At 72.4% G+C, this 22,735-nt stretch carries 18 protein-coding genes and 1 tRNA gene; 14 read left to right on the forward strand and 5 right to left on the reverse strand.

Features of this window, described 5'->3' with window-relative positions:
• Positions 1-33: 33 nt before the first annotated feature.
• A complete protein-coding gene (locus ACYVNR_RS16760) occupies positions 34-477 on the forward strand; it encodes an SRPBCC family protein (RefSeq protein ID WP_461049520.1) in 444 nt (147 codons plus the stop codon).
• Positions 478-496: 19 nt separating this feature from the next.
• On the opposite strand, the gene ACYVNR_RS16765 is transcribed toward ACYVNR_RS16760, so the two are convergent.
• Together ACYVNR_RS16765 and ACYVNR_RS16770 are read right to left on the reverse strand one after the other, a co-directional pair.
• The gene (locus ACYVNR_RS16765) at positions 497-3,046 is read right to left on the reverse strand and encodes a DEAD/DEAH box helicase (RefSeq protein WP_461049522.1); all 2,550 of its coding nucleotides are present in this window, start codon (positions 3,044-3,046) and stop codon (positions 497-499) included.
• A 34-nt stretch (positions 3,047-3,080) separates the two neighbouring features.
• Complete coding sequence (locus ACYVNR_RS16770; protein ID WP_461049524.1) at positions 3,081-4,097, reverse strand: FUSC family protein; 1,017 nt, start codon at positions 4,095-4,097, stop codon at positions 3,081-3,083.
• Between the two features lie 148 nt (positions 4,098-4,245).
• Between ACYVNR_RS16770 and fdh the strand changes: the two genes are divergently transcribed.
• Genes fdh through ACYVNR_RS16790 form a run of 4 tightly spaced genes read left to right on the forward strand, consistent with a single transcriptional unit; the run spans position 4,246 to position 11,220 of the window.
• Positions 4,246-7,617 carry a formate dehydrogenase gene (gene fdh, locus ACYVNR_RS16775; RefSeq protein ID WP_461049526.1) on the forward strand — a complete coding sequence of 1,124 codons (3,372 nt, stop codon included), beginning with the start codon at positions 4,246-4,248 and terminating at the stop codon, positions 7,615-7,617.
• A gap of 3 nt (positions 7,618-7,620) precedes the next feature.
• Positions 7,621-8,691: a 4Fe-4S dicluster domain-containing protein gene (locus tag ACYVNR_RS16780; protein ID WP_045189907.1), complete on the forward strand. Its 1,071-nt coding sequence runs from the start codon at positions 7,621-7,623 to the stop codon at positions 8,689-8,691.
• Positions 8,688-9,821 carry an NrfD/PsrC family molybdoenzyme membrane anchor subunit gene (gene nrfD, locus ACYVNR_RS16785; protein ID WP_461049528.1) on the forward strand — a complete coding sequence of 378 codons (1,134 nt, stop codon included), beginning with the start codon at positions 8,688-8,690 and terminating at the stop codon, positions 9,819-9,821. The genes ACYVNR_RS16780 and nrfD overlap by 4 nt, the downstream gene beginning before the upstream one ends.
• A 58-nt stretch (positions 9,822-9,879) precedes the next feature.
• A complete protein-coding gene (locus ACYVNR_RS16790; RefSeq protein ID WP_461049530.1) occupies positions 9,880-11,220 on the forward strand; it encodes an L-lactate MFS transporter in 1,341 nt (446 codons plus the stop codon).
• A 19-nt stretch (positions 11,221-11,239) separates the two neighbouring features.
• On the opposite strand, the gene ACYVNR_RS16795 is transcribed toward ACYVNR_RS16790, so the two are convergent.
• Together ACYVNR_RS16795 and selD are read right to left on the reverse strand one after the other, a co-directional pair.
• On the reverse strand, positions 11,240-11,638 hold the full coding sequence (locus ACYVNR_RS16795; protein WP_461049532.1) for a rhodanese-like domain-containing protein: 399 nt from the start codon (positions 11,636-11,638) through the stop codon (positions 11,240-11,242).
• Entirely contained in the window at positions 11,635-12,627 is a 993-nt protein-coding gene (gene selD, locus ACYVNR_RS16800) for a selenide, water dikinase SelD (RefSeq protein ID WP_045189911.1), read from the reverse strand. The genes ACYVNR_RS16795 and selD overlap by 4 nt, the downstream gene beginning before the upstream one ends.
• 55 nt (positions 12,628-12,682) lie before the next feature.
• Between selD and ACYVNR_RS16805 the strand changes: the two genes are divergently transcribed.
• The 4 genes from ACYVNR_RS16805 (at position 12,683) to ACYVNR_RS16820 (ending at position 16,346) form a co-directional block, all read left to right on the forward strand.
• Positions 12,683-12,778: transfer RNA gene (locus ACYVNR_RS16805), tRNA-Sec, on the forward strand.
• A gap of 23 nt (positions 12,779-12,801) precedes the next feature.
• Complete coding sequence (selA, locus tag ACYVNR_RS16810; RefSeq protein ID WP_461049535.1) at positions 12,802-14,112, forward strand: L-seryl-tRNA(Sec) selenium transferase; 1,311 nt, start codon at positions 12,802-12,804, stop codon at positions 14,110-14,112.
• Positions 14,066-15,901 (forward strand): selenocysteine-specific translation elongation factor, encoded by a 1,836-nt coding sequence (gene selB, locus ACYVNR_RS16815; protein WP_461049537.1) that lies wholly within the window; start codon positions 14,066-14,068, stop codon positions 15,899-15,901. Before selA ends, selB begins: the two co-directional genes overlap by 47 nt.
• A gap of 4 nt (positions 15,902-15,905) precedes the next feature.
• On the forward strand, positions 15,906-16,346 hold the full coding sequence (locus tag ACYVNR_RS16820; protein WP_461049539.1) for a nuclear transport factor 2 family protein: 441 nt from the start codon (positions 15,906-15,908) through the stop codon (positions 16,344-16,346).
• A gap of 6 nt (positions 16,347-16,352) precedes the next feature.
• Here the strand turns inward: ACYVNR_RS16820 and ACYVNR_RS16825 are convergent, their stop codons facing one another.
• The gene (locus tag ACYVNR_RS16825) at positions 16,353-17,141 is read right to left on the reverse strand and encodes an IclR family transcriptional regulator (protein ID WP_045189918.1); all 789 of its coding nucleotides are present in this window, start codon (positions 17,139-17,141) and stop codon (positions 16,353-16,355) included.
• 99 nt (positions 17,142-17,240) lie between these two features.
• On the opposite strand from ACYVNR_RS16825, the gene ACYVNR_RS16830 reads away from it, so the two are divergent.
• The 5 genes from ACYVNR_RS16830 to ACYVNR_RS16850 are packed head-to-tail and all read left to right on the forward strand — an operon-like array spanning position 17,241 to position 22,689.
• A complete protein-coding gene (locus ACYVNR_RS16830; RefSeq protein ID WP_461049541.1) occupies positions 17,241-18,593 on the forward strand; it encodes an MFS transporter in 1,353 nt (450 codons plus the stop codon).
• Positions 18,594-18,604: 11 nt separating this feature from the next.
• Positions 18,605-19,771 carry a cupin domain-containing protein gene (locus ACYVNR_RS16835; protein ID WP_461049543.1) on the forward strand — a complete coding sequence of 389 codons (1,167 nt, stop codon included), beginning with the start codon at positions 18,605-18,607 and terminating at the stop codon, positions 19,769-19,771.
• Complete coding sequence (locus ACYVNR_RS16840; RefSeq protein ID WP_045189922.1) at positions 19,771-20,619, forward strand: fumarylacetoacetate hydrolase family protein; 849 nt, start codon at positions 19,771-19,773, stop codon at positions 20,617-20,619. Before ACYVNR_RS16835 ends, ACYVNR_RS16840 begins: the two co-directional genes overlap by 1 nt.
• The gene (locus ACYVNR_RS16845) at positions 20,619-21,359 is read left to right on the forward strand and encodes a maleylpyruvate isomerase family mycothiol-dependent enzyme (RefSeq protein ID WP_461049545.1); all 741 of its coding nucleotides are present in this window, start codon (positions 20,619-20,621) and stop codon (positions 21,357-21,359) included. The genes ACYVNR_RS16840 and ACYVNR_RS16845 overlap by 1 nt, the downstream gene beginning before the upstream one ends.
• A 52-nt stretch (positions 21,360-21,411) precedes the next feature.
• On the forward strand, positions 21,412-22,689 hold the full coding sequence (locus tag ACYVNR_RS16850) for an FAD-dependent monooxygenase (protein ID WP_461049547.1): 1,278 nt from the start codon (positions 21,412-21,414) through the stop codon (positions 22,687-22,689).
• Positions 22,690-22,735: the final 46 nt, after the last annotated feature.

The raw sequence follows: 22,735 nt of genomic DNA on the forward strand, positions 1-22,735 counted from the left end.
GTCCCCAACCTATCGACGGTGGGAGCATGGACCATGCCCGACTACTCGCACACCGAGACCGTGAACGCCTCTCCCGCAGCGGTCTTCGCCATCCTCGACGACGTCACCAGAGCCCCTGAGTGGCTCAAGCGGTGCACGCGGCTCGACAACCTCTCCGGCGGGCCCACCGCGGTCGGCACGCGGCTGAAGTACCACTACAAGGACGGCAGCCGCACCGGCGTCATGGACGGCTCGGTCGTCGCGCGCGAGCAGGACCGCAAGCTGACCAACCGCTTCACCGACAAGATGATGGACGTCACCGTCGACTTCGACGTCGCACCCGGGGCGATGCCCGACCAGACCACGCTGACCCACACGATCACCATCGACACCAAGGGCCTCGGCAAGGTGTTCACGCCGATGATCAGGCGCCAGCTGCCGGCACAGACGACGGGCGCGATGGCCGAGCTCAAGCGGCTCGCCGAGTCGGGAACCTGACGGGGAACGCCCGGTCGGCTCAGCCGCCGAGGCGCTCGAACGCCGTGACCGTGAGCACCGCGGCCCCGGCCTCGTCGCTCGCCGCGAGGTCGACGACTGCCGTGATGCCCCAGTCGCGGTCGTCGTCGGGGTCGACGACGACCTGGCGCAGTCGCCACTCGCCGGGCACCTTCTCGACCTGCAGCAGGGCGGGGGAGCGGGCGCCCTGGTCGGTGGCGATCGCGTCGTGCTCGTCGTAGTAGGCGCCGAGGGCCTCGTTCCACGCGTCGGCGTCCATCACGACCTTCTGCGGTGGGTCGGTCAGCTCGGCGACGCGGGCCTCGAGCTCGCCGAGCGCCTCCCACTCGTCGCGGGCGGCGAGCTCGACACGATGGAACATCGCGTTGCGGATCATGACGGTGAACGCCCGCTCGTTGGCCGTGATCGGCCTCGCGGGCGGGGCCACGTCAGCGGTGGCGAGGACGGCCTCGCTCGGGTTGACGAGGTCCTCCCACTCGTCGAGCAGGCTCGAGTCGGTCTGGCGCACGAGCTCGCCGAGCCACTCGATGACGTCCTCGAGCTCCTCCGTGCGGTGCGACTCGGGCACCGTGCGCCGCAGGGCCCGGTACGCGTCGGTGAGGTAGCGCAGGACGAGCCCCTCCGACCTGGAGAGCCCGTAGTACGAGATGAACTCGTTGAAGGTCATGCCGCGCTCGTACATCTCGCGGACCACCGACTTGGGGGAGAGCGCGTCGGCCGAGATCCACGGGTGGGTCCGGCGGTAGGCCGCCAGGGTCACCTCGAGCAGGTCGGCCAGGGGCTTGGGCCAGCTGACCTCCTCGAGCCGCTCCATCCGCTCCTCGTACTCGACGCCGTCGAGCTTCATCGCCGCGACCGCCTCGCCGCGCGCCTTGAACTCCTGCGCCCACAGCACCTGGCGCGGGTCCTCGAGGATCGCCTCGATGACCGAGACGAGATCCTTTGCGTACGAGTCGGACTCGGGGTCGAGAGTGTCCATGACAGCCAAGGCGAAGGGCGCGAGCGGCTGGTTGAGGGCGAAGTCGCGCTGGAGGTCGATCGTCAGCGCGTGGCGGCGGCCTGACGACTCGGCCGTGGCGAGCCGCTCGACGACGCCGGAGGTGAGCAGCTCCTTGGCGAGCACGAGCGCGTGCCGCTGGAGGCGACGCTGGTCCTTGGCCTCGTGGTGGTTGTCCGAGAACAGCCGCAGGGCGTGTGCGACCGGGTTGCCTTCTCGCGCAAGCAGGTTGACGAGCATCGAGTGGGAGACGCGCAGCCGCGGCTGCAGCGGCTCCGGCTCGGCCGCGATGAGGCGCTCGAAGGTGTCCTCCGACCAGTTGACGAAGCCGTCAGGCGCCTTCTTGCGCTGGATCTTCTTCTGCTTCTTGGGGTCGTCGCCCGCCTTCTCGACCGCGCGGAGGTTGTCGACGACGTGCTCCGGCGCCTGCGCGACCACCCAGCCCCGCGCGTCGAACCCGGCGCGCCCGGCGCGCCCGACGATCTGGTGGAACTCACGGGCCTTGAGCAGCCGCTGCTTCGTCCCGTCGAACTTCGTCAGGCCGGTGAGCAGGACCGTGCGGATCGGCACGTTGATGCCGACCCCGAGCGTGTCGGTGCCGCAGATGACCTTGAGCAGGCCGTCCTGGGCGAGCTGCTCGACGAGGCGGCGGTACTTCGGCAGCATGCCCGCATGGTGCACGCCGATGCCGTGCCGCACGAGCCGCGACAGGGTGCGCCCGAAGCCCGCACCGAAGCGGAAGCCGCCGATGCGCGTGGCGATGGCCTCGCGCTCCTCGCGGGTCGTGATCTTCACGGCCATGAGGCTCTGCGCGCGCTCGAGCGCGGCCGCCTGCGTGAAGTGCACGACGTAGACGGGGGCGCGGTCCTTCTCGAGCAGCTCCTCGATGGTCTCGTGGAGCGGGGTGACGGCATACGAGAACTCGAGGGGGACGGGGCGCTCGGTGCCGGTGATGACCCCGGTGGACCGGCCGGTGCGGCGGGTCAGGTCGTCGCGGAACATCGTGACGTCGCCGAGGGTCGCCGACATCAGCACGAACTGCGCCTGCGGCAGCTCGAGGATCGGCACCTGCCACGCCCAGCCGCGGTCGGGCTCGGAGTAGAAGTGGAACTCGTCCATGACGACGAGGCCGATGTCGGCCGAGCTGCCCTCGCGAAGCGCGATGTTGGCGAGGATCTCGGCGGTGCAGCAGATGATGGGGGCGTCGGCGTTGACCGAGGCATCGCCCGTGATCATGCCGACGTTGTCGGCGCCGAACTGCTCGCACAGGGCGAAGAACTTCTCCGACACCAGGGCCTTGATGGGGGCCGTGTAGAAGGACACGCGGTCCTCGGCGAGCGCGGTGAAGTGCGCGGCGGTCGCGACGAGCGACTTCCCGGAGCCGGTCGGCGTCGACAGGATGAGGTTGCTGCCGCTCAGCACCTCGAGGAACGCCTCCTCCTGGTGCGGGTAGAGGGTGAGCCCGCGCTCGGTGGTCCACTCCGAGAAGACCTCGTAGAGCCCGTCGGGGTCGGGGTCCCGCGGGATGCGCTCGCTGAGGTTCTTCGTCACCACGCGAGTATGCCGTCGGGCCGCCTCGTCGGCCCAATCACCGTCGGTCGGGGGTGAGCAGCAGCACCACGGCCCCGACCAGCGCGCCGAGGACGGTCTCGAAGAGGCGGTCGCGCAGCAGCGACCCCACCGGGGCCGCGTGCGCGAGCTGGCCCATCATCAGGGCCAAGGGGGTGATGAAGAGCAGGGCGACGCCGTAGTTGCGCCCGACGACGAGCTCGGTGAGCACCTGGAGCACGACGATGACGAGCACGGCCCACGCCCCCTGCGGTGACCACAGCAGGATGGGCGCGGCCACGACGACGCCGAGGGCCGTGCCGACCACGCGGTGCAGCCCTCGGGTGAGCCGTGACGCGAGGTCGGGACCCGACAGCACGACGACGGCCGCGACCATCGCCCAGTACGGGTGCTCCCAGCCGAGCGCCGTCGCGATCGCGCCGGAGGCCCCGAGAGCCGCGACGTGGCGCAGCAGGTGGGTGCGGGCACCCGGCGCGTCGAGCGCGTCGCGGAAGGTGGGGGCCGGGAGGTCGGGGCGCTGCCACTCGCCGCGCCCGCGGAGGACGCCGACGTGCGACACGGCCAGTGAGAAGAGGACGCTCGCGGCCGAGACGGCGGCAGCGACCAGGACCGTCACGGGGGTGGCCGGCACCATGGCGCAGACCGTGAAGGCGAAGACGAGGAAGAGCGGGCCCGGAGGGTGCCAGCGGTAGGCGTCCGACGTGAGCGACCCGGCCGCGGCGAGCAGCGCGCCCAGCGGCACGACGAGCCAGCGCGAGTCGGGTGCGAGCGAGACGAGCGCCCCGAGGGTGACGGCAACCGTCAGGGCCACGCCGGCCACGACCTGCATGCCGGCCCGCTGCGCCCGGGCGTCGTTGCGCCCGTACAGCGACGTGAAGGCGCCGAACGCGGCATACGGCGTCCACTCGACGCGGCCGAACAGGACGAGCACGAGCAACGGGACCAGCACCGACACCCCGGCGCGCAGCGCGACCCGGTGGGCGCCACCGTGTGGCCCCCAGCGCAGCAGCCCGCCGGCCACCCCTCGCGTTCTCATCGGCCTCGATTCTAGGTGGGGCGCCTATCCGCCTTTTCGGGCGTCCGCGTGCCTAGGGTGGTTACGACAGCGTGCCTTGTGGGAATACAGAGGTACGAGAGGTCGTGACACTCGGCCGGCGTGCGCGCACGCCGCGAAAGGTGGCGCCATGGAGGCGAAGAAGACGTTCTTGTCGTGGCCCGTGCTGCGGCAGGTCCGTTCCGGTGACTTCCTCGGCCGGGGCCCGGCCGTGACGTCCGAGCGCACGCGCACCCTGCAGCCGCGCACGTCCACGGCCGACCGCGTCGTGCAGAGCGTCTGCCCGTACTGCGCCGTCGGCTGCGGCCAGAAGGTGTACGTCAAGGACGAGAAGGTCGTGCAGATCGAGGGCGACCCCGACTCGCCGGTCTCGCGGGGCCGCCTGTGCCCCAAGGGTTCCGCGAGCGAGCAGCTCGTCAACAACCCGACCCGCGTGCGCGAGGTGCTCTACCGCCGTCCGGGCGGCACCGACTGGGAGCGTATGCCGCGGGCGACGGCCGTCGAGATGATCGCGCAGCGCTTCGTCGAGAGCCGCCGGGCCGGCTGGCAGGACCACGACGAGAAGGGCCGCCCGCTCCGGCGCACGATGGGCATCGCCTCGCTCGGCGGCGCGACGCTCGACAACGAGGAGAACTACCTCATCAAGAAGCTGTTCACCGCGGCCGGAGCGATCCAGATCGAGAACCAGGCCCGTATTTGACACTCCTCCACGGTCCCCAGTCTGGGGTCCTCGTTCGGGCGCGGCGGCGCGACACAGTACGTGCAGGATCTCTCCAACGCTGACTGCATCGTCATCCAGGGTTCCAACATGGCCGAGTGCCACCCGGTGGCGTACCAGTGGGTGACGGAGGCTCGCCTCAAGGGTGCCAAGGTGATCCACGTCGACCCGCGCTTCACGCGTACGTCGGCGACGTCCGACAAGCACATCCCGATCCGGGCGGGCAGCGACGTCGTGCTGCTCGGCGCCCTCATCAACCACATCCTCGACAACGAGCTGTACTTCAAGGAGTACGTCGTCGCGTACACCAACGCCGCGACCCTCGTCAGCGAGAAGTTCCAGGACACCGAGGACCTCGACGGGCTCTTCTCCGGCTACGACGACGAGACGGGGCAGTACGCCCCCGACACGTGGGCGTACGCGACGTCCGAGGACGGCGAGGAGGACGGCGACCCGTCACCGGGCACCATCGGCGGGCCCGCCGGGCACGAGGGCGGCGGCGACGGTGCGCACGAGCACGGCCACAGCAAGTCCGAGCGGGCGGCCGGCGACGAGCACGGCTCCGGCGGCCCCGCGCTCGAGCACGCCCGCGTGCTGCGCGACGAGACGCTGCAGGACCCGCGGTGCGTCTTCCAGATCCTCAAGCGGCACTACTCGCGCTACACGCCCGAGATGGTCGCCGACACGTGCGGCGTCAGCGTCGACGACTTCGCCTACCTCGCGAAGGCCGTCACGGAGAACAGCGGGCGCGACCGCACGACCGCGTTCGTCTACGCCGTCGGCTGGACCCAGCACACGCTCGGTGCGCAGTTCATCCGCACCGCGGCGATCGTGCAGCTGCTGCTCGGCAACATGGGCCGCCCCGGCGGCGGCATCATGGCGCTGCGCGGCCACGCCAGCATCCAGGGCTCCACCGACATCCCGACCCTCTACAACATCCTCCCCGGCTACCTCGCGATGCCCGTGGCCGGGCTGCACGACACGTGGGACGAGTACCTGAACGCCATCGGCAGCAAGGAGCAGAAGGGCTTCTGGGCCAACGCCGACACGTATGCCGTCAGCCTGCTCAAGGCGTGGTGGGGCAAGGCCGCGACCGCCGAGAACGACTGGTGCTTCGACTACCTGCCCCGGCTCTCCGGCGCCCACGGCACCTACCAGACGACGATGGCGATGCTCGACGACCAGGTCGAGGGTTACTTCCTCCTCGGCCAGAACCCGGCCGTCGGGTCGGCGCACGGACGCATGCAGCGCCAGGCCATGAGCCACCTCAAGTGGCTCGTCGTGCGCGACTTCGCGATGATCGAGTCGGCGACGTTCTGGAAGGACGGACCCGAGATCGCCACCGGCGAGATGCGACCCGAGGACATCCAGACCGAGGTGTTCTTCCTCCCGGCTGCGGCCCACACGGAGAAGGCTGGGTCGTTCACCCAGACGCAGCGGATGCTCCAGTGGCACCACAAGGCGGTCGCCCCGCCCGGCGAGGCCCAGAGCGAGCTCGAGTTCTTCTACGAGCTCGGTCGGCGCGTGCGCGAGATCCTCGCCGACTCCGACGACCCTCGCGACCGGCCGCTGCTCGACCTCACGTGGGACTATCCCCTCGATGCCGACGGCGAGATCGACGCCGAGGCCGTGCTCGCCGAGGTCAACGGGCGTCACCTGACGGGCGACAAGGCGGGCCAGCCACTCTCTGCCTTCACCGAGATGAAGGCCGACGGGTCGACCAGCGGCGGGTGCTGGATCTACACCGGCGTCTATGCCGGCGGCGTCAACAAGGCCGCCAACCGACGGCCCGGGCGCGAGCAGGACCTCACCGCCCTGGACTGGGGCTGGGCGTGGCCCGCCAACCGCCGCATCCTCTACAACCGCGCCTCGGCCGACCCCGAGGGCAACCCTTGGAGCGAGCGCAAGAAGTACGTGTGGTGGGACGCCGACGAGCAGAAGTGGGTGGGCCACGACGTGCCGGACTTCCCGGTCGCGAAGGCGCCGAGCTACCGGCCCGAGCCCGGGACGGGCGGCCCCGACGGCCTCGCCGGCGATGACCCGTTCATCATGCAGGCCGACGGCAAGGGCTGGCTCTACACGCCGAAGGGCATGCTCGACGGGCCGCTGCCGACCCACTACGAGCCGCAGGAGAGCCCCGTCCGCAACCCGCTCTACCACCAGCAGTCCAACCCGGCGCGCCGCGTCTTCCCGCGCAAGGACAACCTGTGGAGCCCCTCGGGCGACGAGCCCGGCGCCGACGTCTACCCGTACGTCTTCACGACCTACCGCCTGACCGAGCACCACACGGCCGGCGGGATGAGCCGCTTCCTGCCCTACCTGTCCGAGCTGCAGCCCGAGTTCTTCTGCGAGGTCTCGCCCGAGCTCGCGAAGGAGCGAGGGCTCGAGCCGGGCGGCTGGGCGACGATCGTCTCGGCCCGCACCGCCGTCGAGGCCCGCGTGCTCGTCACCGAGCGCATGACGCCGCTCGTCATCCGGGGCCGCACCGTCCACCAGGTCGGCCTGCCCTACCACTGGGGTGTCGGCAGCGCCGCCGTCGTCAGCGGTGACGCCGCCAACGACCTGCTCGGCGTCGCGCTCGACCCCAACGTGCAGATCCAGGAGAGCAAGGCCGGCTCGTGCGACATCGTGCCCGGCCGGCGTCCGACCGGTGAGGCCCTGCTGCGGTTCGTCGCCGAGTACCAGTCGCGGTCCGGTTCGACCGCCATGACGGGCAACGAGCTGCGCACCGGACACCCCGAGTCGGTTCCCGGGACGGCGACCACGACGAAGAAGGAGGGCTGAGACGTGGCCTTCTGGCGCAACCAGCTGTCCGGTCCCACCGACCCTGCGGCGGACGCGGCGTGGGACCGCCACGAGCCGCGCAAGGGCTTCTTCACCGATACCTCGATCTGCATCGGGTGCAAGGCGTGCGAGGTCGCCTGCAAGGAGTGGAACGGCATCCCCGAGGACGGCCTCGACCTGCTGAACCAGTCCTACGACAACACCGGCGCGCTCGGGGCGAGCACGTGGCGCCACGTCGCGTTCGTCGAGCAGAGCAGCGACCGCATCGAGAAGGCGAGGGAGTCGGGTCGTCGCCTCGTCCAGCTCGGCATGCCGACGGTGCGGGACTCGGCGACGGCCACCGCCACGCTCGAGGCTCCCGGCGAGGTCCGCTCCGGCGCCGCGGCGGGACCCGGCCCCACCGACACGGCCGTGCCCGACGTGCGCTGGCTCATGGCGTCCGACGTGTGCAAGCACTGCACGCACGCCGCCTGCCTCGACGTGTGCCCCACGGGCTCCCTCTTCCGCACCGAGTTCGGCACCGTCGTCGTGCAGGACGACGTCTGCAACGGCTGCGGCTACTGCGTCGCCGCCTGCCCCTTCGGCGTCATCGAGCGCCGCCGCGGCGACGAGGGCCACGAGGGCGGCCGGCAGTCGCACGGCATCACGATCAACGGCGGCGGCGCCGACCCGGCCCACAACGGCGAGGTCAAGAACGTCGGCATCGCCCAGAAGTGCACCCTCTGCTACGACCGCCTCGGCGACGGCCAGACGCCCGCGTGCGCCAAGGCGTGCCCGACGACATCCATCAAGTTCGGCGACCTCGCCGACATGCGGGCCACCGCCCAGGCCCGCGTGACCGAGCTGCACGAGCTCGGCTACACCGAGGCGCGGCTCTACGGCGCCGACGAGAACGACGGCGTCGGAGGCACCGGCTCGGTGTTCCTGCTGCTCGACGAGCCGGAGGTCTACGGCCTGCCGCCCGACCCCCGGGTCACCACGGCCGACCTCCCCGACATGTTCCGCAAGGCCGGCATGGCAGGCCTTGCGATGCTCGGCATGGCGGCGGCCGCGTTCGTCGGGAGGAAGCGATGACGACCAACCCGTTCGACGCCGACCGGCCGCCCGAGAAGGATCGGCGGCGAGACGTCGCGAGCCACGGCAACGCCCGCGACGGCAGCCACCAGGCCGGCCAGAACGGCGGGCGGCGGCGCCGCGACGAGTCGCTCATGGTGCCCGACGCGCAGTTCGACAGCTACTACGGCCGCCACATCGTGAAGCCGGCGCCCTGGGAGAAGGAGATCGCGGCGTACCTCTTCCTCGGCGGCGTCGCGGGCGGCTCGGCGCTGCTCGCAGCCGGCGGCAAGGTGCTCGGCTACCCCGCCCTGAGACGCGCGGGTCGCATCGGAGCCGTCGGCGCGGCCGCCCTCGGTGGTGCGGCGCTCGCCAAGGACCTCGGCAAGCCCAGCCGCGCGCTGAACATGATGCGCACCGTCAAGCTCACGTCGCCGATGTCGGTCGGCTCGTGGATCCTCACCGCCTTCAGTGGTTTCTCGGGGCTCGCGCTCGCATCGGAGCTCGGTCAAGCCCTCATCGAAAGTCGTTCCGGCACAACCGGGCCCGGCACAGCGCTCGCCCGCGTGAGCCGGATGCTCGAGATCGCCGACGGCCCGGCGACAGCAGGCTCGGCGCTCTTCGCGCCGCCGCTCGCCGCGTACACGGCCGTGCTGCTCGCCGACACGGCGACGCCCACCTGGCACGAGTCCTACCGTGAGCTGCCGTTCGTCTTCGTCAGCTCGGCCAACCTCGCCGCATCCGGTCTCGCGCTGCTCACGGTGCCTTCCCGGCAGAACGGTCCGGCGCGCCGGCTCGCAGCCGTGAGCGCGGTCGTCGAGACCCTCGCCTTCGAGCGCATGCAGGACAGGCTCGGCCCGACCCTCTCCGAGCCGCTCCGCACCGGCAAGGCCGCCCGGCTGCTCAGGGCGAGCAAGGTGCTGACCATGGCCGGCGCCGTCGGCGCCGTCACCCTCGGGCGTACGCGTGTCGGAGCGGCCCTGAGCGGCCTGGCCCTCATGGCCGGCTCGGCCTGCACCCGCTTCGGGGTCTTCGAGGCGGGTATGACCTCTGCGATCGACCCCAAGTACACCGTCGAGCCACAGCGCGAGCGCCTCGAGGCGCGCCGGGCGAAGGGCATCGTCAACGACTCCATCACCACGGCGCGCTGAAGCGCCGCCCCCGACGGCGCAACGACGCGCCGCCGGACCACCGGAAAGGGGAAGTGCTGTGAGCAGGACCGACACAGGGCTGGAACAGGGGCCGGACACCACCGGCCGGGGCGCGAACCGCTGGGTGATCCTCGTGTGCGCCGTGCTCGTCCAGCTGGCCATCGGCTCCGTCTACGCATGGAGCGTCTTCGCCAAGGCGCTGCAGAGTGACGCCGCATTCGGGTGGTCCAAGTCCAAGGCCGCCGTGCCGTTCAGCGTCGTCATCGGCATGATCTTCGTCGGCAGCTACGTCGGCGGCCGCCTCCAGGACGCCCGCGGCCCGCGCGTCGTGGCGATGACCGGTGGCATCATCTACGCCGTCGGCGTCATCCTCGCCTCGTTCGCCCAGTCGCCCGACGCCTTCTGGCTGCTCGTCCTCGGCTACGGCGTCATCGGCGGCTTCGGCCTCGGCATGGTCTACATCGTCCCGATCGCCATGCTGCAGAAGTGGTTCCCCGACAAGCCGGGCCTCATCACCGGTCTCGCCGTCGCCGGGTTCGGCTTCGGTGCGGTGGTCACGGCACCCGTCGGCCAGGCGCTCATCGACAACTCGCCCAGCGTGCCCACCAAGGCCTTCCTCTGGCTGGGCATCGGTTACCTCGTCATCCTGCTCATCTGCACGTCGGTGTTCCGCAACCCCGCGGTACGAGCCGACTCGGGCGCCGGCACGAAGGCTGCGGCGGCCGGCCCCGCCACGACGACGCGTGACTTCACGCCCAGCGAGGCCCTGCACACCAAGCAGTGGTACCTGCTCACCGCCATCCTCACGATGAGCGTCACGGCGGGCATCTCGCTCATCGCCGTCGCCGCCGGCACGGCCAGCGACGTCGCGGGCTACTCCGCCACCAGCGCCGCGGCCCTGGTCGGCGTGCTCGGCCTCTTCAACGGCGCCGGCCGCATCCTCTGGGGCTGGCTGTCCGACATGCTCGGCAAGATGCCGGCCTTCCTCGGCATCCTCGGCATCCAGGGCGTCTGCCTGCTCCTCATCCCGCACGCCGCCAACCCGGCGATGTTCGCCGTCCTCGCGGCCCTCGTCTACACCTGCTACGGCGGCGGGTTCGGCACGATGCCGTCGACCGCAGGCACGTTCTTCGGCGTCAAGAACGTCGGCGCGATCTACGGCCTCATGCTCATCGGCTGGAGCATCGGCGGCGTGGTCGGCCCGCTCCTCATCGCCTCGCTCATCGGCAGCGACAAGGCGTACAACCTCGGTTTCACGGTCATCGGCATCATCACGCTCGTGGCGCTCGTGCTGCCGCTCGTCACGAAGAAACCGCGGGCGGTCGACGGGGCCGAGTCCCTCGACGCGCGCGGTGCCCGCGGATCCCGTCGAGGTCGCCCCGACACGGTGCGGCGCTGAGCCGACTGAGCCGACTGAGCTACTCGCGTACGTCGGCGGGGTCGGCTGACAGCGGCAGCCCGGCCGCGAGCCATGCCTCGACCCCTCCGACGACGTCAGTGGCCCGGCCCAGTCCGATGCGCCGCAGCGACTCGGCGGCGAAGGAGCTGCTGTAGCCCTGGCGGCAGATGACGACGACGCGCACGCCCGCGTCGTGCACCTCGGGGATCCGCACCGGACTGGTGGGGTCGAGGCGCCACTCGAGCACGGTGCGGTCGATGACGAGGGCGCCCGGCAGGTCTCCCTGTCGGGCGCGCTGTGCTGCCGTACGCGTGTCGACGAGGAGTGCGCCGGAGCGTGCCTCCGCCCACGCCTCCTCGGGCGTGAGGCGGTCGAGGAGGCGACGAGCTTCCTGCAGCGCGTCGTCGACCCTGCTCACCGGACTCTGATCACGTGATCGCCGCGGGGCACGAGCTCACCGACGACGATGCCGCCGGGCACCTCGCCGGCGACGAGGAGGCCGCCGCTCGTCTGGGCGTCGGCGAGCAGCACGAGCTCGTCGTCACCGACCCTCGCGTCGAGGTGCGGTCGCACCCAGTCGAGGTTGCGGCGGCTGCCGCCGGGCACGAAGCCCGCCGCGAGCGACTCGCGGGCCCCGTCGAGATAGGGCACGGCCGCCGCGTCGACGACGGCTGAGACTCCCGAGGCGCGGGCCATCTTGTAGAGGTGGCCCAGCAGGCCGAAGCCCGTGACGTCCGTCGCCGCGCGCACGCCGGCCGCAACGGCAGCCCGGCTCGCGACGTCGTTGAGGGCCACCATCGACGCGACCGCGTGCGGGAACACCTCGCCGGTCGCCTTGTGCCGGTTGTTGAGCACGCCGACCCCGAGCGGCTTGGTGAGGCTGAGCGGTAGTCCGGCGACGGCGGCGTCGTTGCGCAGCAGGCGTTCCGGGTCGGCGATGCCCGTCACCGCCATGCCGTACTTCGGCTCGGGGTCGTCGATGCTGTGGCCGCCGGCGACGGGACAGCCCGCGAGGCGCCCGACGTCGAGGCCGCCGCGCAGCACCTCCGCCGCGAGCTCGATCGGGAGGACGCCGCGCGGCCAGCCGAGCAGGTTGACGGCGAGCACCGGGCGGCCACCCATCGCGTACACGTCGGAGAGGGCGTTGGCTGCGGCGATGCGTCCCCAGTCGTACGGGTCGTCGACGACGGGGGTGAAGAAGTCGGCCGTCGCGAGCACCGCCACCCCGCCCTCGATGCGCACGGCCGCCGCGTCGTCCCCGGAGTCGAGGCCGACGAGCAGGTCGGGGTGGCTCGCGCCCGTGAGGTCGCGCACCATCTCCTCGAGCTCGCCCGGCGGGATCTTGCAGGCACAGCCCCCGCCGTGCGCGAACTGGGTCAGTCTCACTTGCTCCACGAGCCCGCTCATACCCACACCGTAGGTCGGCGAGTGGCCCGAGCACGCGATGGGTACGGTGGCCCGTGGAGGTGTCTGGGCACCTGGTGGTCCCCACGGTCTTCAAAACCGGTGAGACCGAGCATCTCGGTCTGGCGGGTTCGATTCCCGTCCACCTCCGCCACAGCACTTTTCGAGGAGGGCGGCGTGACGCAGACCGACCCACGGCGGCGCATCCCGCGCACCGACGCGCTGCTCGCCGACCCGGTGCTCGCCGCCGCGGTCACGCGGCACGGCGCCGACGTCGTCAAGGCCGCCGTACGCGTGGCGCAGGGCCGGGCCCGCACCGGGGAGATCGAGCCCGGCGAGGTCGCCGACGCCGCGCGCGCGGCCCTGCCGTCCCGCGCGACGACCCTGCGGCCGCTCCTCAACGCGACAGGGGTGGTCGTGCACACCAACGTCGGCCGGGCTCCGTTGTCGGCGGCGGCGATCGAGGCGGTGACCGCTGCCGCAGGCTACGTCGACGTCGAGTACGACGTGGCCACCGGTGCGCGGGCCCGGCGCGGTCGCGGCACCCTGGCTGCCCTGGGCGACGCCGTGCCCGCCGCCAGCGGCGCGCTCGTCGTCAACAACGGCGCCGCCGCGCTCGTGCTCGCCACGACGGCGCTCGCGGCCGGACGCGAGGTGCTCGTCAGCCGCGGCGAGATGGTCGAGATCGGCGACGGCTTCAGGCTGCCCGACCTCATCGAGTCCACCGGCGCGCGGCTGCGCGAGGTCGGCACGACCAACCGCACCACCGTCGACGACTACGTCGCCGCGGTCGGTCCCGACACCGGGTGCATCCTCAAGGTGCACCCGAGCAACTTCCGGGTCGAGGGCTTCACGAGCGCAGCCTCGGTCGAGCAGCTCGCCGGGGTCACGAGCCCCGACGGTGCGCGGGTGCCGCTCGTCGTCGACATCGGCAGCGGGCTGCTGCGGCACGACCCGCTGCTGCCCGACGAGCCCGACGCCGCCTCGACGCTCGCGGTGGGCGCCACGGTCGTCACGGCCAGCGGCGACAAGCTGCTCGGCGGCCCGCAGGCCGGACTCGTGCTCGGTGACTCCGATACGGTCGAGCGCCTGCGCCGGCACCCGCTGGCCCGGGCGCTGCGTGTCGACAAGCTGACCCTGGCTGCCCTCGAGGCGACGCTGCGCGGGCCGGTGCCCCCGGTCACCGCCTACCTCCACGCCGAACCGGACCGGCTGCGGTCCCGCGCCGAGCGGCTCGCCGAGGCCGTGGGCGGTGCGGTGGTGCAGGTCGAGGGGCGCGTCGGTGGGGGCGGGGCGCCCGGGGTGCCGCTGCCCGGCTGGGCGGTCGCCCTGCCCGAGCAGTGCGCCGAGCGCCTGCGCACCGGTGATCCCGGGGTCGTGGCCCGGGTCGAGCGCGGGAGGTGCCTCGTCGACCTGCGCTGTGTCCCAGCGGATTCCGACGGTGACATCGAGCGAGCCGTGCTGGCGGCCCTGGCTCGCGGCGACTGACGTGCGCGTCATCGCCACCGCGGGTCACGTCGACCACGGCAAGTCGACGCTCGTCAGGGCGCTCACCGGCATCGAGCCCGACCGGTGGGCCGAGGAGCACCGCCGCGGCCTCACCATCGACCTCGGGTACGCGTGGACGACGCTCCCCTCGGGCGAGCAGGTGGCGTTCGTCGACGTCCCGGGCCACGAGCGCTTCATCGGCAACATGCTCGCCGGGCTGGGCCCGGTCCCGGCGGTGCTGCTCGTCGTCGCTGCGGACGAGGGGTGGCGCGCGCAGACGACGGAGCACCTCGCGGCCGTCGACGCGCTGGGCCTCACCCACGGACTTGTCGTCGTGACGCGCAGCGACCTCGCCGACCCCGCTCCGGCCATGTCGGATGCCATTGAGCGCGTTGGTCATTCATCGCTGGCTGGGTGCCCGGCAGTCGCGGTCTCGGCCCGCACCGGCACGGGCCTCGACGAGCTGCGCGAGTCGCTCGACGCCCTGGTCGCCGGGCTGCCCGCACCCGTCGTCGAGGGCCGCACCCGCCTCTGGGTCGACCGGTCGTTCACCATCCGCGGCGCCGGCACCGTCGTCACCGGAACCCTCGGCGAGGGCACGATCCGCACGGGCGACGAGCTCGTCGTGCACGACGCCTCGGGGCGCGAGCGGCACGTCACCGTGCGGGGCCTTCAGTCGCTCGAGCAGCCGCACGACGCTGTCGCCGCGGTCGCCCGCGTGGCGGTCAACCTCCGCGGGATCGCCGCCGAGGAGGTCCGGCGCGGCGACCTGCTGCTCACCCGTGGCGCCTGGCCGACGACCACCCGGCTCGACGTGCGCCTGGCCGAGGACGTGCAGACCCGGCTGCCGCTCCACGTCATGGTCCACGTCGGCACCACGGCGGTCGAGGCGCGGCTGCGGCCGCTCGGTGGGACCGCCGTGCGCCTCGCTCTCCCCGGCCCGCTGCCCCTGACCGCCGGCGACCGCCTCATCCTCCGCGACCCCGGGTCGCGGCGCATCGACGGCGCCGTCGTCGTCGACGCCGACCCGCCGCCCCTGACCCGGCGGGGCGCCGCGGCAGTGCGCGCCGCGGTGGTGGCCCGCCAGCACGCCGGGCCGAGCCTGGAGCAGGAGGTCGGGCGACGCGGCGCCATGACCGTCGACGCCGCGCTCGCGCTCGGTGCGACGGTGCCCGACGGCGCCCGTCCGGCCTCCAACGTCGCGCGGCGCGGGCGGTGGCTGGTGACCGACGAGACCTGGGAGCAGTGGGCCGACCGACTACGAGAGGCATTGGAGCACAAGGCCGCTCGCGATCCACTCGACGCGACCCTGACGCTCGAGGCCGCTCGCGCAGCCGCCGACGTGCCGGACCGGTCGCTCCTGCCCGACCTGACGGCATACGCAGGCCTCGAGGTGCGCGACGGCCGTGTCGGCGCACCGGGCCACCGGGAGGCGCTGCCCGAGAAGGTCGACGCGGCGCTGCGCACCCTCGAGGCACGCCTCGCCGACCAGCCCTTCGCCGCGCCCGAGCAACGCGAGCTGCAGGCGTACGGCCTCGGCGCCCGAGAGGTCGCCGCCGCCGTGCGGGCCGGGCGTCTGCTGCGGCTCGGCGACGACGTCGTGCTGCTGCCGGCCACGCCGGCCCGTGCCATGCGAGTGCTCGCCTCACTGCCACAGCCGTTCACGACGAGTGAGGCGCGGATGGCGCTCGAATCCACGCGGCGCACGGTCATCCCGCTGCTCGAGCACCTCGACGGCAGGGGTTGGACGCGCCGCCTCGACGGCTCGCACCGTGAGGTGCGACGCTGAACTCATGGACCCCCGTCCGCCGCTGCCACCGTTCACCGAGGAGACCGCGCGCCAGAAGGTGCAGGCGGCCGAGGACGCCTGGAACACCCGTGACCCCGAGCGCGTCGCCGGCGCCTACACGGAGGACACCGAGTGGCGCAACCGCGACGAGCACCTCGTCGGACGCGAGCAGGTGGTGGAGTTCCTCCGCCGCAAGTGGGACCGCGAGCGCGAGTACCGGTTGCGCAAGAACCTCTGGGCGTTCGAGGACAACCGGATCGCGGTGCGGTTCCAGTACGAGTCGCAGGACGCCGACGGGCAGTGGTGGCGCTCGTACGGCAACGAGCAGTGGGAGTTCGACGACCTCGGCTACATGCGCCGGCGGGAGGCGAGCATCAACGACGTGCGCATCGACGAGGCCGACCTGCGGGTGACGCCGGGCGAGGGCGAGCTGCCGGCGTACTGACGCCCGTCAGGCAGGCTCGACGCGCAGCGCCTGCTCCATGTCCCGCTCGATGTCGCGGGTCGTCAGGGCGAGAGCGCTGACGATGTCGACGAGGCGGTCCTCGCGGAAGCGCACCGTCGGCATCGACACGGTCACGGCCGCGTCGGTGCGCTCGCCGATGCGGACACCGCGACCGATCGCGGTCACGCCCGTCTCGGTGCGGTCCTTGTTGATGGCGAAGCCGCGGCGCCGCACGCCCGCCAGGTCCCTGCCGACGGCGGTGACGTCCGGGCGCTGGGCCTCGCGGCCCTCCCACCGGTCCTCCGTGAAGAGCGCCGCCAGCTCGTCGGGAGGCAGGTCGGCGAGCATCACCTTGCCGCCCGAGGCGAGGTGGGCCGGGAAGACCATGCCCTCACGGTCGCCCACGCGCAGCGACTGGTGGCACTCGACCGAGGCGACGAACCGGGCGTGGTCGCCCGCGAGGACCATGAGGTTGGCCGACTCCTCGACCCGGTCGACGAGCACCTGCAGGTGGGGGAGCGCGACGGCCCGGAGCAGCGCGGTGTGGCTGCGCGAGTCGGCCTCGAGGGAGATGACGGGGCCGGCGTGGTAGCGGCGGTCGGCGCCCTGCCGGGCGAAGTCGCGGTAGACGAGCATGGACAGCAGCCGGTGCGCGGTCGAGCGGGCGACGCCGAGCCGCTCGGCGACGTCGGAGACGGTCTGCGGACCCTCGACCTGCAGGATGACGGCGAGCTGCAGGGCGTGGTCGACGCTACGAAGGGCGTACTGCGGCTTCGTCTTCAGGCCCGTGGTCATGCGGGTGATCCTCGCTCGTCTCCGGGATGTGGGACTCCTTGATTCTGCCATGCAGAATTGTCTCGTTCTGCCATGTCGAACGATCCCACCATGGTCGGCATGGCAACGACGCCCTCACTCTCGCTCCCGGCCCCCGCCCGGCGGCTCTCCAGCCGCCCCGCCTGGCTGGTCACGCTCCTCTGCTGGCTCATCGTCGTCTTCGACGGCTACGACCTCATCGTCTACGGCACCACGATCCCGTCCCTGCTCAAGGAGCGTGGCTGGGGCCTGACTCCAGCCTCCGCGGGTTTCATCGGCAGCCTCGCCTTCGCCGGCATGCTCGTCGGTGCGCTCGGCGCCGGCTACCTCGCCGACCGGCTCGGCCGCCGCCGCACGATCCTCTGGTGCACCCTCTGGTTCTCCGTCTTCACGGCCCTCTGCGCCGTCGCCACCGGGCCCGAGGCCTTCGGGGCGTTCCGCTTCGTGGCCGGCCTCGGCCTCGGTGGCCTCGTACCCTCCGCCAACGCCCTCACCTCCGAGTTCGTCTCGCGCCGGCGCCGCTCCGCGGTCTCGACGATCATGATGTCCGGCGTGCCCATCGGCGGCTCCGCGGCCGCCCTCGTCGGCCTGTGGCTGCTGCCCCAGCACGGCTGGCGGTCCATGTATGCCGTCGCCGTCCTCGCGGTCGTCGTCCTGCTGCCGCTCTGCGCCGCCCTCCTGCCGGAGTCGCCGACGTGGCTGCGCACCCGTGGCCGGGTCGACGAGGCGGTCGCCGTCGAGGCCCGCTACGGCCTGGTCCACGACGCCGTCGAGAGCCGTGCCGCAGGTCACCACCGCCCCGGTTTCCGCTCGATCCTCAGCGGCCAGTGGCTGCGCCCCACCGTGCTCTTCGCCGTCGCCACGGTCGCCACCCTCTTCGCGTGGTACGGCCTCGGCACCTGGCTGCCCAAGCTCATGGCCTCCGACGCCCGGTTCGACATGGGCCAGCCGCTGCACTTCCTCCTCGCCCTCAACCTCGGCGCCGTGCTCGGCTCGGTCGTCACCGCGTGGGCAGGCATGCGCTTCGGTCCGCTCAAGAGCGCGATCTGGGCGGCCGCCGCCGCGGCCATGGGCCTGGCCTTCCTGCTGACCTACCCGAGCGACCTGCTGCCGGTCTACGGCGCCCTCATCCTCGCCGGCGTCGGCACCCACGGCACCCAGTGCCTCATCATCGCCGCTGTCGCCAACCACTACCCGCCCGCGCTGCGCGGCACGTCGCTCGGCTTCGCCCTCGGCGTCGGCCGCATCGGTGCGGTGCTCGCACCCCAGGTCGGTGGCTGGCTGCTCGCCGCGAACCTCGGCGTCGGCAGCAACTTCCTCGCCTTCTCGATCGCGGCCGGTGTGGCCGCACTGCTCCTGCTCGTCACGCTCCTGGCCACCCGTCCCGCCGCCCGCGTCACCTCGGTGGGCGCCCCGGCCGAGCTCGTCCACTGAAAGGAACGACGATGTCCGCACCCTCCTCCGCCTCCTCGGTGAGCCCGTCCAGCCCGGTGAGCCTCGCCGCCGTCGACGCCCCCGACCAGCCGACCGTGACGCCCGAGCTCGAGGACCTCTACCGCGGCTTCGAGAAGGAGCTGCTCGTGCCGCTCTGGACCGAGATCGGCGACCTCATGCCCCCGCACCCGCGATCCAAGGCCCAGCCGCACCGCTGGGAGTGGGCGACGCTGCTCGAGCTCGCCGGCCGCGCCGGTGACCTCGTGCCCGTCGGCCGTGGCGGGGAGCGCCGCGCGATCGCGCTGGCCAACCCGTCGCTCGGCGGCAAGCCGTACGCCACCCCGACCCTCTGGGCCGCGATCCAGTACCTCATGCCGGGGGAGGACGCCCCCGAGCACCGGCACACGCAGAACGCGTTCCGCTTCGTCGTCGAGGGCGAGGGCGTGTGGACCGTCGTCGGCCGCGACCCGGTGCCCATGCGCCGCGGCGACTTCCTGCCGCAGGCCGGCTGGAACCTGCACGCCCACCACAACGCGGCGGACCGGCCGATGGCGTGGATCGACGGTCTCGACATCCCGTTCCAGTACGAGGTCGAGGCACAGTTCTTCGAGTTCGGCCGCGATGAGATCTCCGACGAGGAGCGCACCACGCCCGAGCGCTCCCGCTCGCAGCGCCTCTGGGGCCACCCCGGCATCGCGCCGGTGTCCCAGCTCGGGTCGACGCCCGGCTCGCCCCTGCTCTGCTACCGCTGGGAGGACACCGACCGCGCCCTCACCGACCAGCTCGAGCTCGAGGCCGAGGGCTTCGGCGGCACCGTCGAGCACGGCCACGCCGCGATCCGCTTCACCAACCCGACGAACGGGGGCGACGTGCTGCCGACGATCCGCACCGAGTTCCACCGCGTCGCATCCGGCACCGAGACGGACCCGGTCCGCGAGACGGGCTCGTCCGTCTACCAGGTCTTCGACGGTGCCGGCACGGTCACGGTCGGAGACTTCAGCTGGTCGGTGACGCGCGGCGACCTCTTCGTCGTCCCCTCCTGGCAGCCGCTCTCCGTCCGCTCCGAGGCCTCCACGTCCGACTCCGACTCGGGCGCCCTCGACCTCTTCCGCTTCTCCGACGCGCCGATCTTCGAGCGCCTCAACCTCTTCCGCACCGAGACCGAAGGAACCATCTGATGAAGCTCGCCACCGTCCGCACCGCCGACGGCGCCACCCAGGCCGTACGCGTCGAGGGCCCGGTGCTCGTGCCCCTCGGCGTCCCCGACGTCGGTGCCCTTCTGGCGCAGCCGGACTGGCGTGAGATCGCCGCGGGCTCCGAGGCCGGTGCACCTGCGCCCGAAGCCGGCCAGGCGGCATACGCCCCCGTCGTGCCGCGACCGGGCAAGATCTTCTGCGTCGGGCTCAACTACCGCAACCACATCCTCGAGATGGGACGCGACCTGCCGGAGTACCCGACGATCTTCAGCAAGTACGCCGACACCCTCGTCGGTGCCGAGGACGACATCCTGCGCCCCGACGAGACCGACCAGTTCGACTGGGAGGCCGAGCTCGCCGTCGTCATCGGTGCGACGGTGCGCCGCGCCAGCACCGCCGAGGCGGAGGCCGCCATCGCCGGCTTCGCGGTGCTCAACGACATCACCGCCCGCGACTGGCAGTTCCGAACGAAGGAGTGGCTGCAGGGCAAGAACTGGGAGTCGACGACGCCGCTCGGCCCGTGGCTCGTCACGCCCGACGAGCTGCCCGGCGGCGTGCGCCCGACCCTCGCCATCCGGGCCGAGGTCGACGGCGAGGTCGTCCAGGAGGACACGACCGGCGACCTGCTCTTCGACCCCGTGGCCCTCGTCGAGTACCTCTCGACGATGATCACGCTGCGCCCCGGCGACGTCATCGCCACCGGCACCCCGGGCGGGGTCGGTCACGCCCGCAAGCCCGCCCGCTACCTCGAGGCCGGCCAGAAGGTCGTCACCGAGATCGAGGGCCTCGGCCGCTGCGAGAACGTCGTCGTCGCGGACGGGCGCAGCTGATGTCGCCCACGCTGCTCTGGTCGCGCGACCTCGTCGCCGCCGGCACGGCCTTGTTCCAGCGGGCCCTGGACGGCCTGGACGACGCGTCCTTCGCCGATCCGACCGCGCTCGCCGGCTGGACCCGGGCGCACGTCGTCGCCCACGTCGCGGCGAACGCGGAGGCGCTCGTCAACCTCGCGACGTGGGCGCGCACGGACGTCGAGACGCCGATGTACGCGTCCCCGGAGCAGCGTGGGGCCGCCATCGAGAAGGGGTCGCTCCTCGCCCCTGCCCGGCTGCGGGAGTGGTTCTCCGAGAGCGCTGCCGCGCTCGACACGGCCCTGGGGGTCCTCGACGGAGCGGGCTGGACCCGGCTCGTGCGCACGGCGCAGGGACGCACCGTCCCGGCGACGGAGGTGCCGTGGATGCGCACCCGGGAGGTGATGGTGCACGCCGTCGACCTCGACGGTGGCGTCGGGTTCGACGACCTGCCGACGGACTTCCTCCTCGAGGTGCTGCACGACGTCGCGGCCAAGCGGTCCCGCAGCGCCGACGGCCCGGCCGTGGTGCTCGTCTCGACCGACCCCACCGACTCCGTCGACGGCACGCCGCGCAGCACGGCCTGGCCCGTCGTGGGCGCAGGAGAGCCGGTCCACGTGCGCGGACCGCTCGCCCAGCTCGCCGCGTACGCGACCGGCCGCGAGCACACCGGCCTCACTTCCGACGGGGGCGCGGTCCCGGTCCTGCCGCCGTGGCTTTGACCACGCGAAGCCCCCTGAACCCGCTGAACGCCCTGACGACGAAGGAGTCGAGATGACCATCCACCACAACCCCACCCAGCCGGTCGACGGCATCGAAGCGATCGTCGTCGGAGGCGGCATCGGCGGCCTCGCCAACGCGCTCGCCCTCACCCGCAAGGGACTGCGCGTGCGCGTGCTCGAACGGGCTGCCGAGTTCGGCGAGGTCGGCGCCGGCCTCCAGATCGCCCCGAACTGCACCAGGATCCTCGACCAGTGGGGCCTGCTCGACGAGGTCGTCGCCCTGGGCGTCGTGCCCGAGAACCTCGTCATGCGCGACGCGGTCGACGGCTCCGAGCTGACCCGGCTGGATCTCGGCGACGCGCGCGAGCGCTACGGGTTCCCCTACGTCGTCATCCACCGCAGCGACCTGCACGGCACGCTGCTCCGGGCCTGCGAGCGCGCGGGTGTCGACCTCGTCACGAACGTGGCGGTCACGGCATACGAGCAGGGGTCGGATGGCGCAACCGTCGTGCACGCGGGCGGGCGGGAGGCAGCACGCGTCGTCATCGCCGCGGACGGACTGCACTCCGTCGCAAGGAAGCTCATCTCCGACGACCAGCCGGTTTCGTCGGCGTACGTCGCCTACCGCGGTGCCGTGCCGATGGGTCAGGTCGAGCAGCTCGACATCGCTCTCGGCGACGTCGTCGTCTACGTCGGGCCGAAGTGCCACTTCGTGCAGTACCCGCTGCGTGGCGGCGAGATGTTCAACCAGGTCGCCGTCTTCGAGTCCCCGAAGGCCCTTGCGGGAGAGGAGGACTGGGGAACCCCCGACGAGCTCGACGCCGCCTTCGACCAGACCTGCGACAACGTGCGCGCCGGTCTGCCGCTCATGTGGCGCGACAAGTGGTGGCGGATGTACGACCGCGACCCGATCGACCAGTGGGTCGTCGGCCGCATCGCCCTCACCGGCGACTCCGCCCACCCGCCGCTGCAGTACCTCGCCCAGGGCGCGGTCATGGCGATCGAGGACGCCTGGGTGCTCTCCGAGCACGTCGGCGCCCAGCTCGACGCCGGTGCCGACGGCAGCACGCTCGACTGGGACACCGCGCTGGCGGCGTACCAGGCGGTGCGTCCCGAGCACTGTCGGCGTGTCCTCACCACGGCGCGGGCGTGGGGGCGGCTGTGGCACCTCACCGGCGAGGACCGGCTGTGGCGCAACCACGTCATGCGCGACCGCGACGTGCGCGACTACTCGTTCGTCGACTGGCTCTACGGCCCGACCGCGCTGCGTCCGGAGGAGGAGGCGGCGATGTTCGAGCCGCTCGAGCGGCAGGTCGCCGCAGCCGTCTGACGGTGCTGCGCGGCGCGTGTCGGCGCCGGATGGCAGGCTGGCCCCG

It is taken from the genome of Terrabacter koreensis, assembly GCF_054783315.1.

Excerpts from the sequence above, each read along its gene's own strand:
- ACYVNR_RS16830 (WP_461049541.1), top strand. The coding sequence starts at position 17,241 with ATGGCAACGACGCCCTCACTCTCGCTCCCGGCCCCCGCCCGGCGGCTC.
- ACYVNR_RS16760 (WP_461049520.1), top strand. The coding sequence starts at position 34 with ATGCCCGACTACTCGCACACCGAGACCGTGAACGCCTCTCCCGCAGCG.
- ACYVNR_RS16770 (WP_461049524.1), bottom strand. The coding sequence starts at position 4,097 with ATGAGAACGCGAGGGGTGGCCGGCGGGCTGCTGCGCTGGGGGCCACAC.
- nrfD (WP_461049528.1), top strand. The coding sequence starts at position 8,688 with ATGACGACCAACCCGTTCGACGCCGACCGGCCGCCCGAGAAGGATCGG.
- ACYVNR_RS16835 (WP_461049543.1), top strand. The coding sequence starts at position 18,605 with ATGTCCGCACCCTCCTCCGCCTCCTCGGTGAGCCCGTCCAGCCCGGTG.
- selD (WP_045189911.1), bottom strand. The coding sequence starts at position 12,627 with ATGAGCGGGCTCGTGGAGCAAGTGAGACTGACCCAGTTCGCGCACGGC.
- ACYVNR_RS16845 (WP_461049545.1), top strand. The coding sequence starts at position 20,619 with ATGTCGCCCACGCTGCTCTGGTCGCGCGACCTCGTCGCCGCCGGCACG.
- ACYVNR_RS16850 (WP_461049547.1), top strand. The coding sequence starts at position 21,412 with ATGACCATCCACCACAACCCCACCCAGCCGGTCGACGGCATCGAAGCG.
- ACYVNR_RS16820 (WP_461049539.1), top strand. The coding sequence starts at position 15,906 with ATGGACCCCCGTCCGCCGCTGCCACCGTTCACCGAGGAGACCGCGCGC.
- ACYVNR_RS16840 (WP_045189922.1), top strand. The coding sequence starts at position 19,771 with ATGAAGCTCGCCACCGTCCGCACCGCCGACGGCGCCACCCAGGCCGTA.
- ACYVNR_RS16825 (WP_045189918.1), bottom strand. The coding sequence starts at position 17,141 with ATGACCACGGGCCTGAAGACGAAGCCGCAGTACGCCCTTCGTAGCGTC.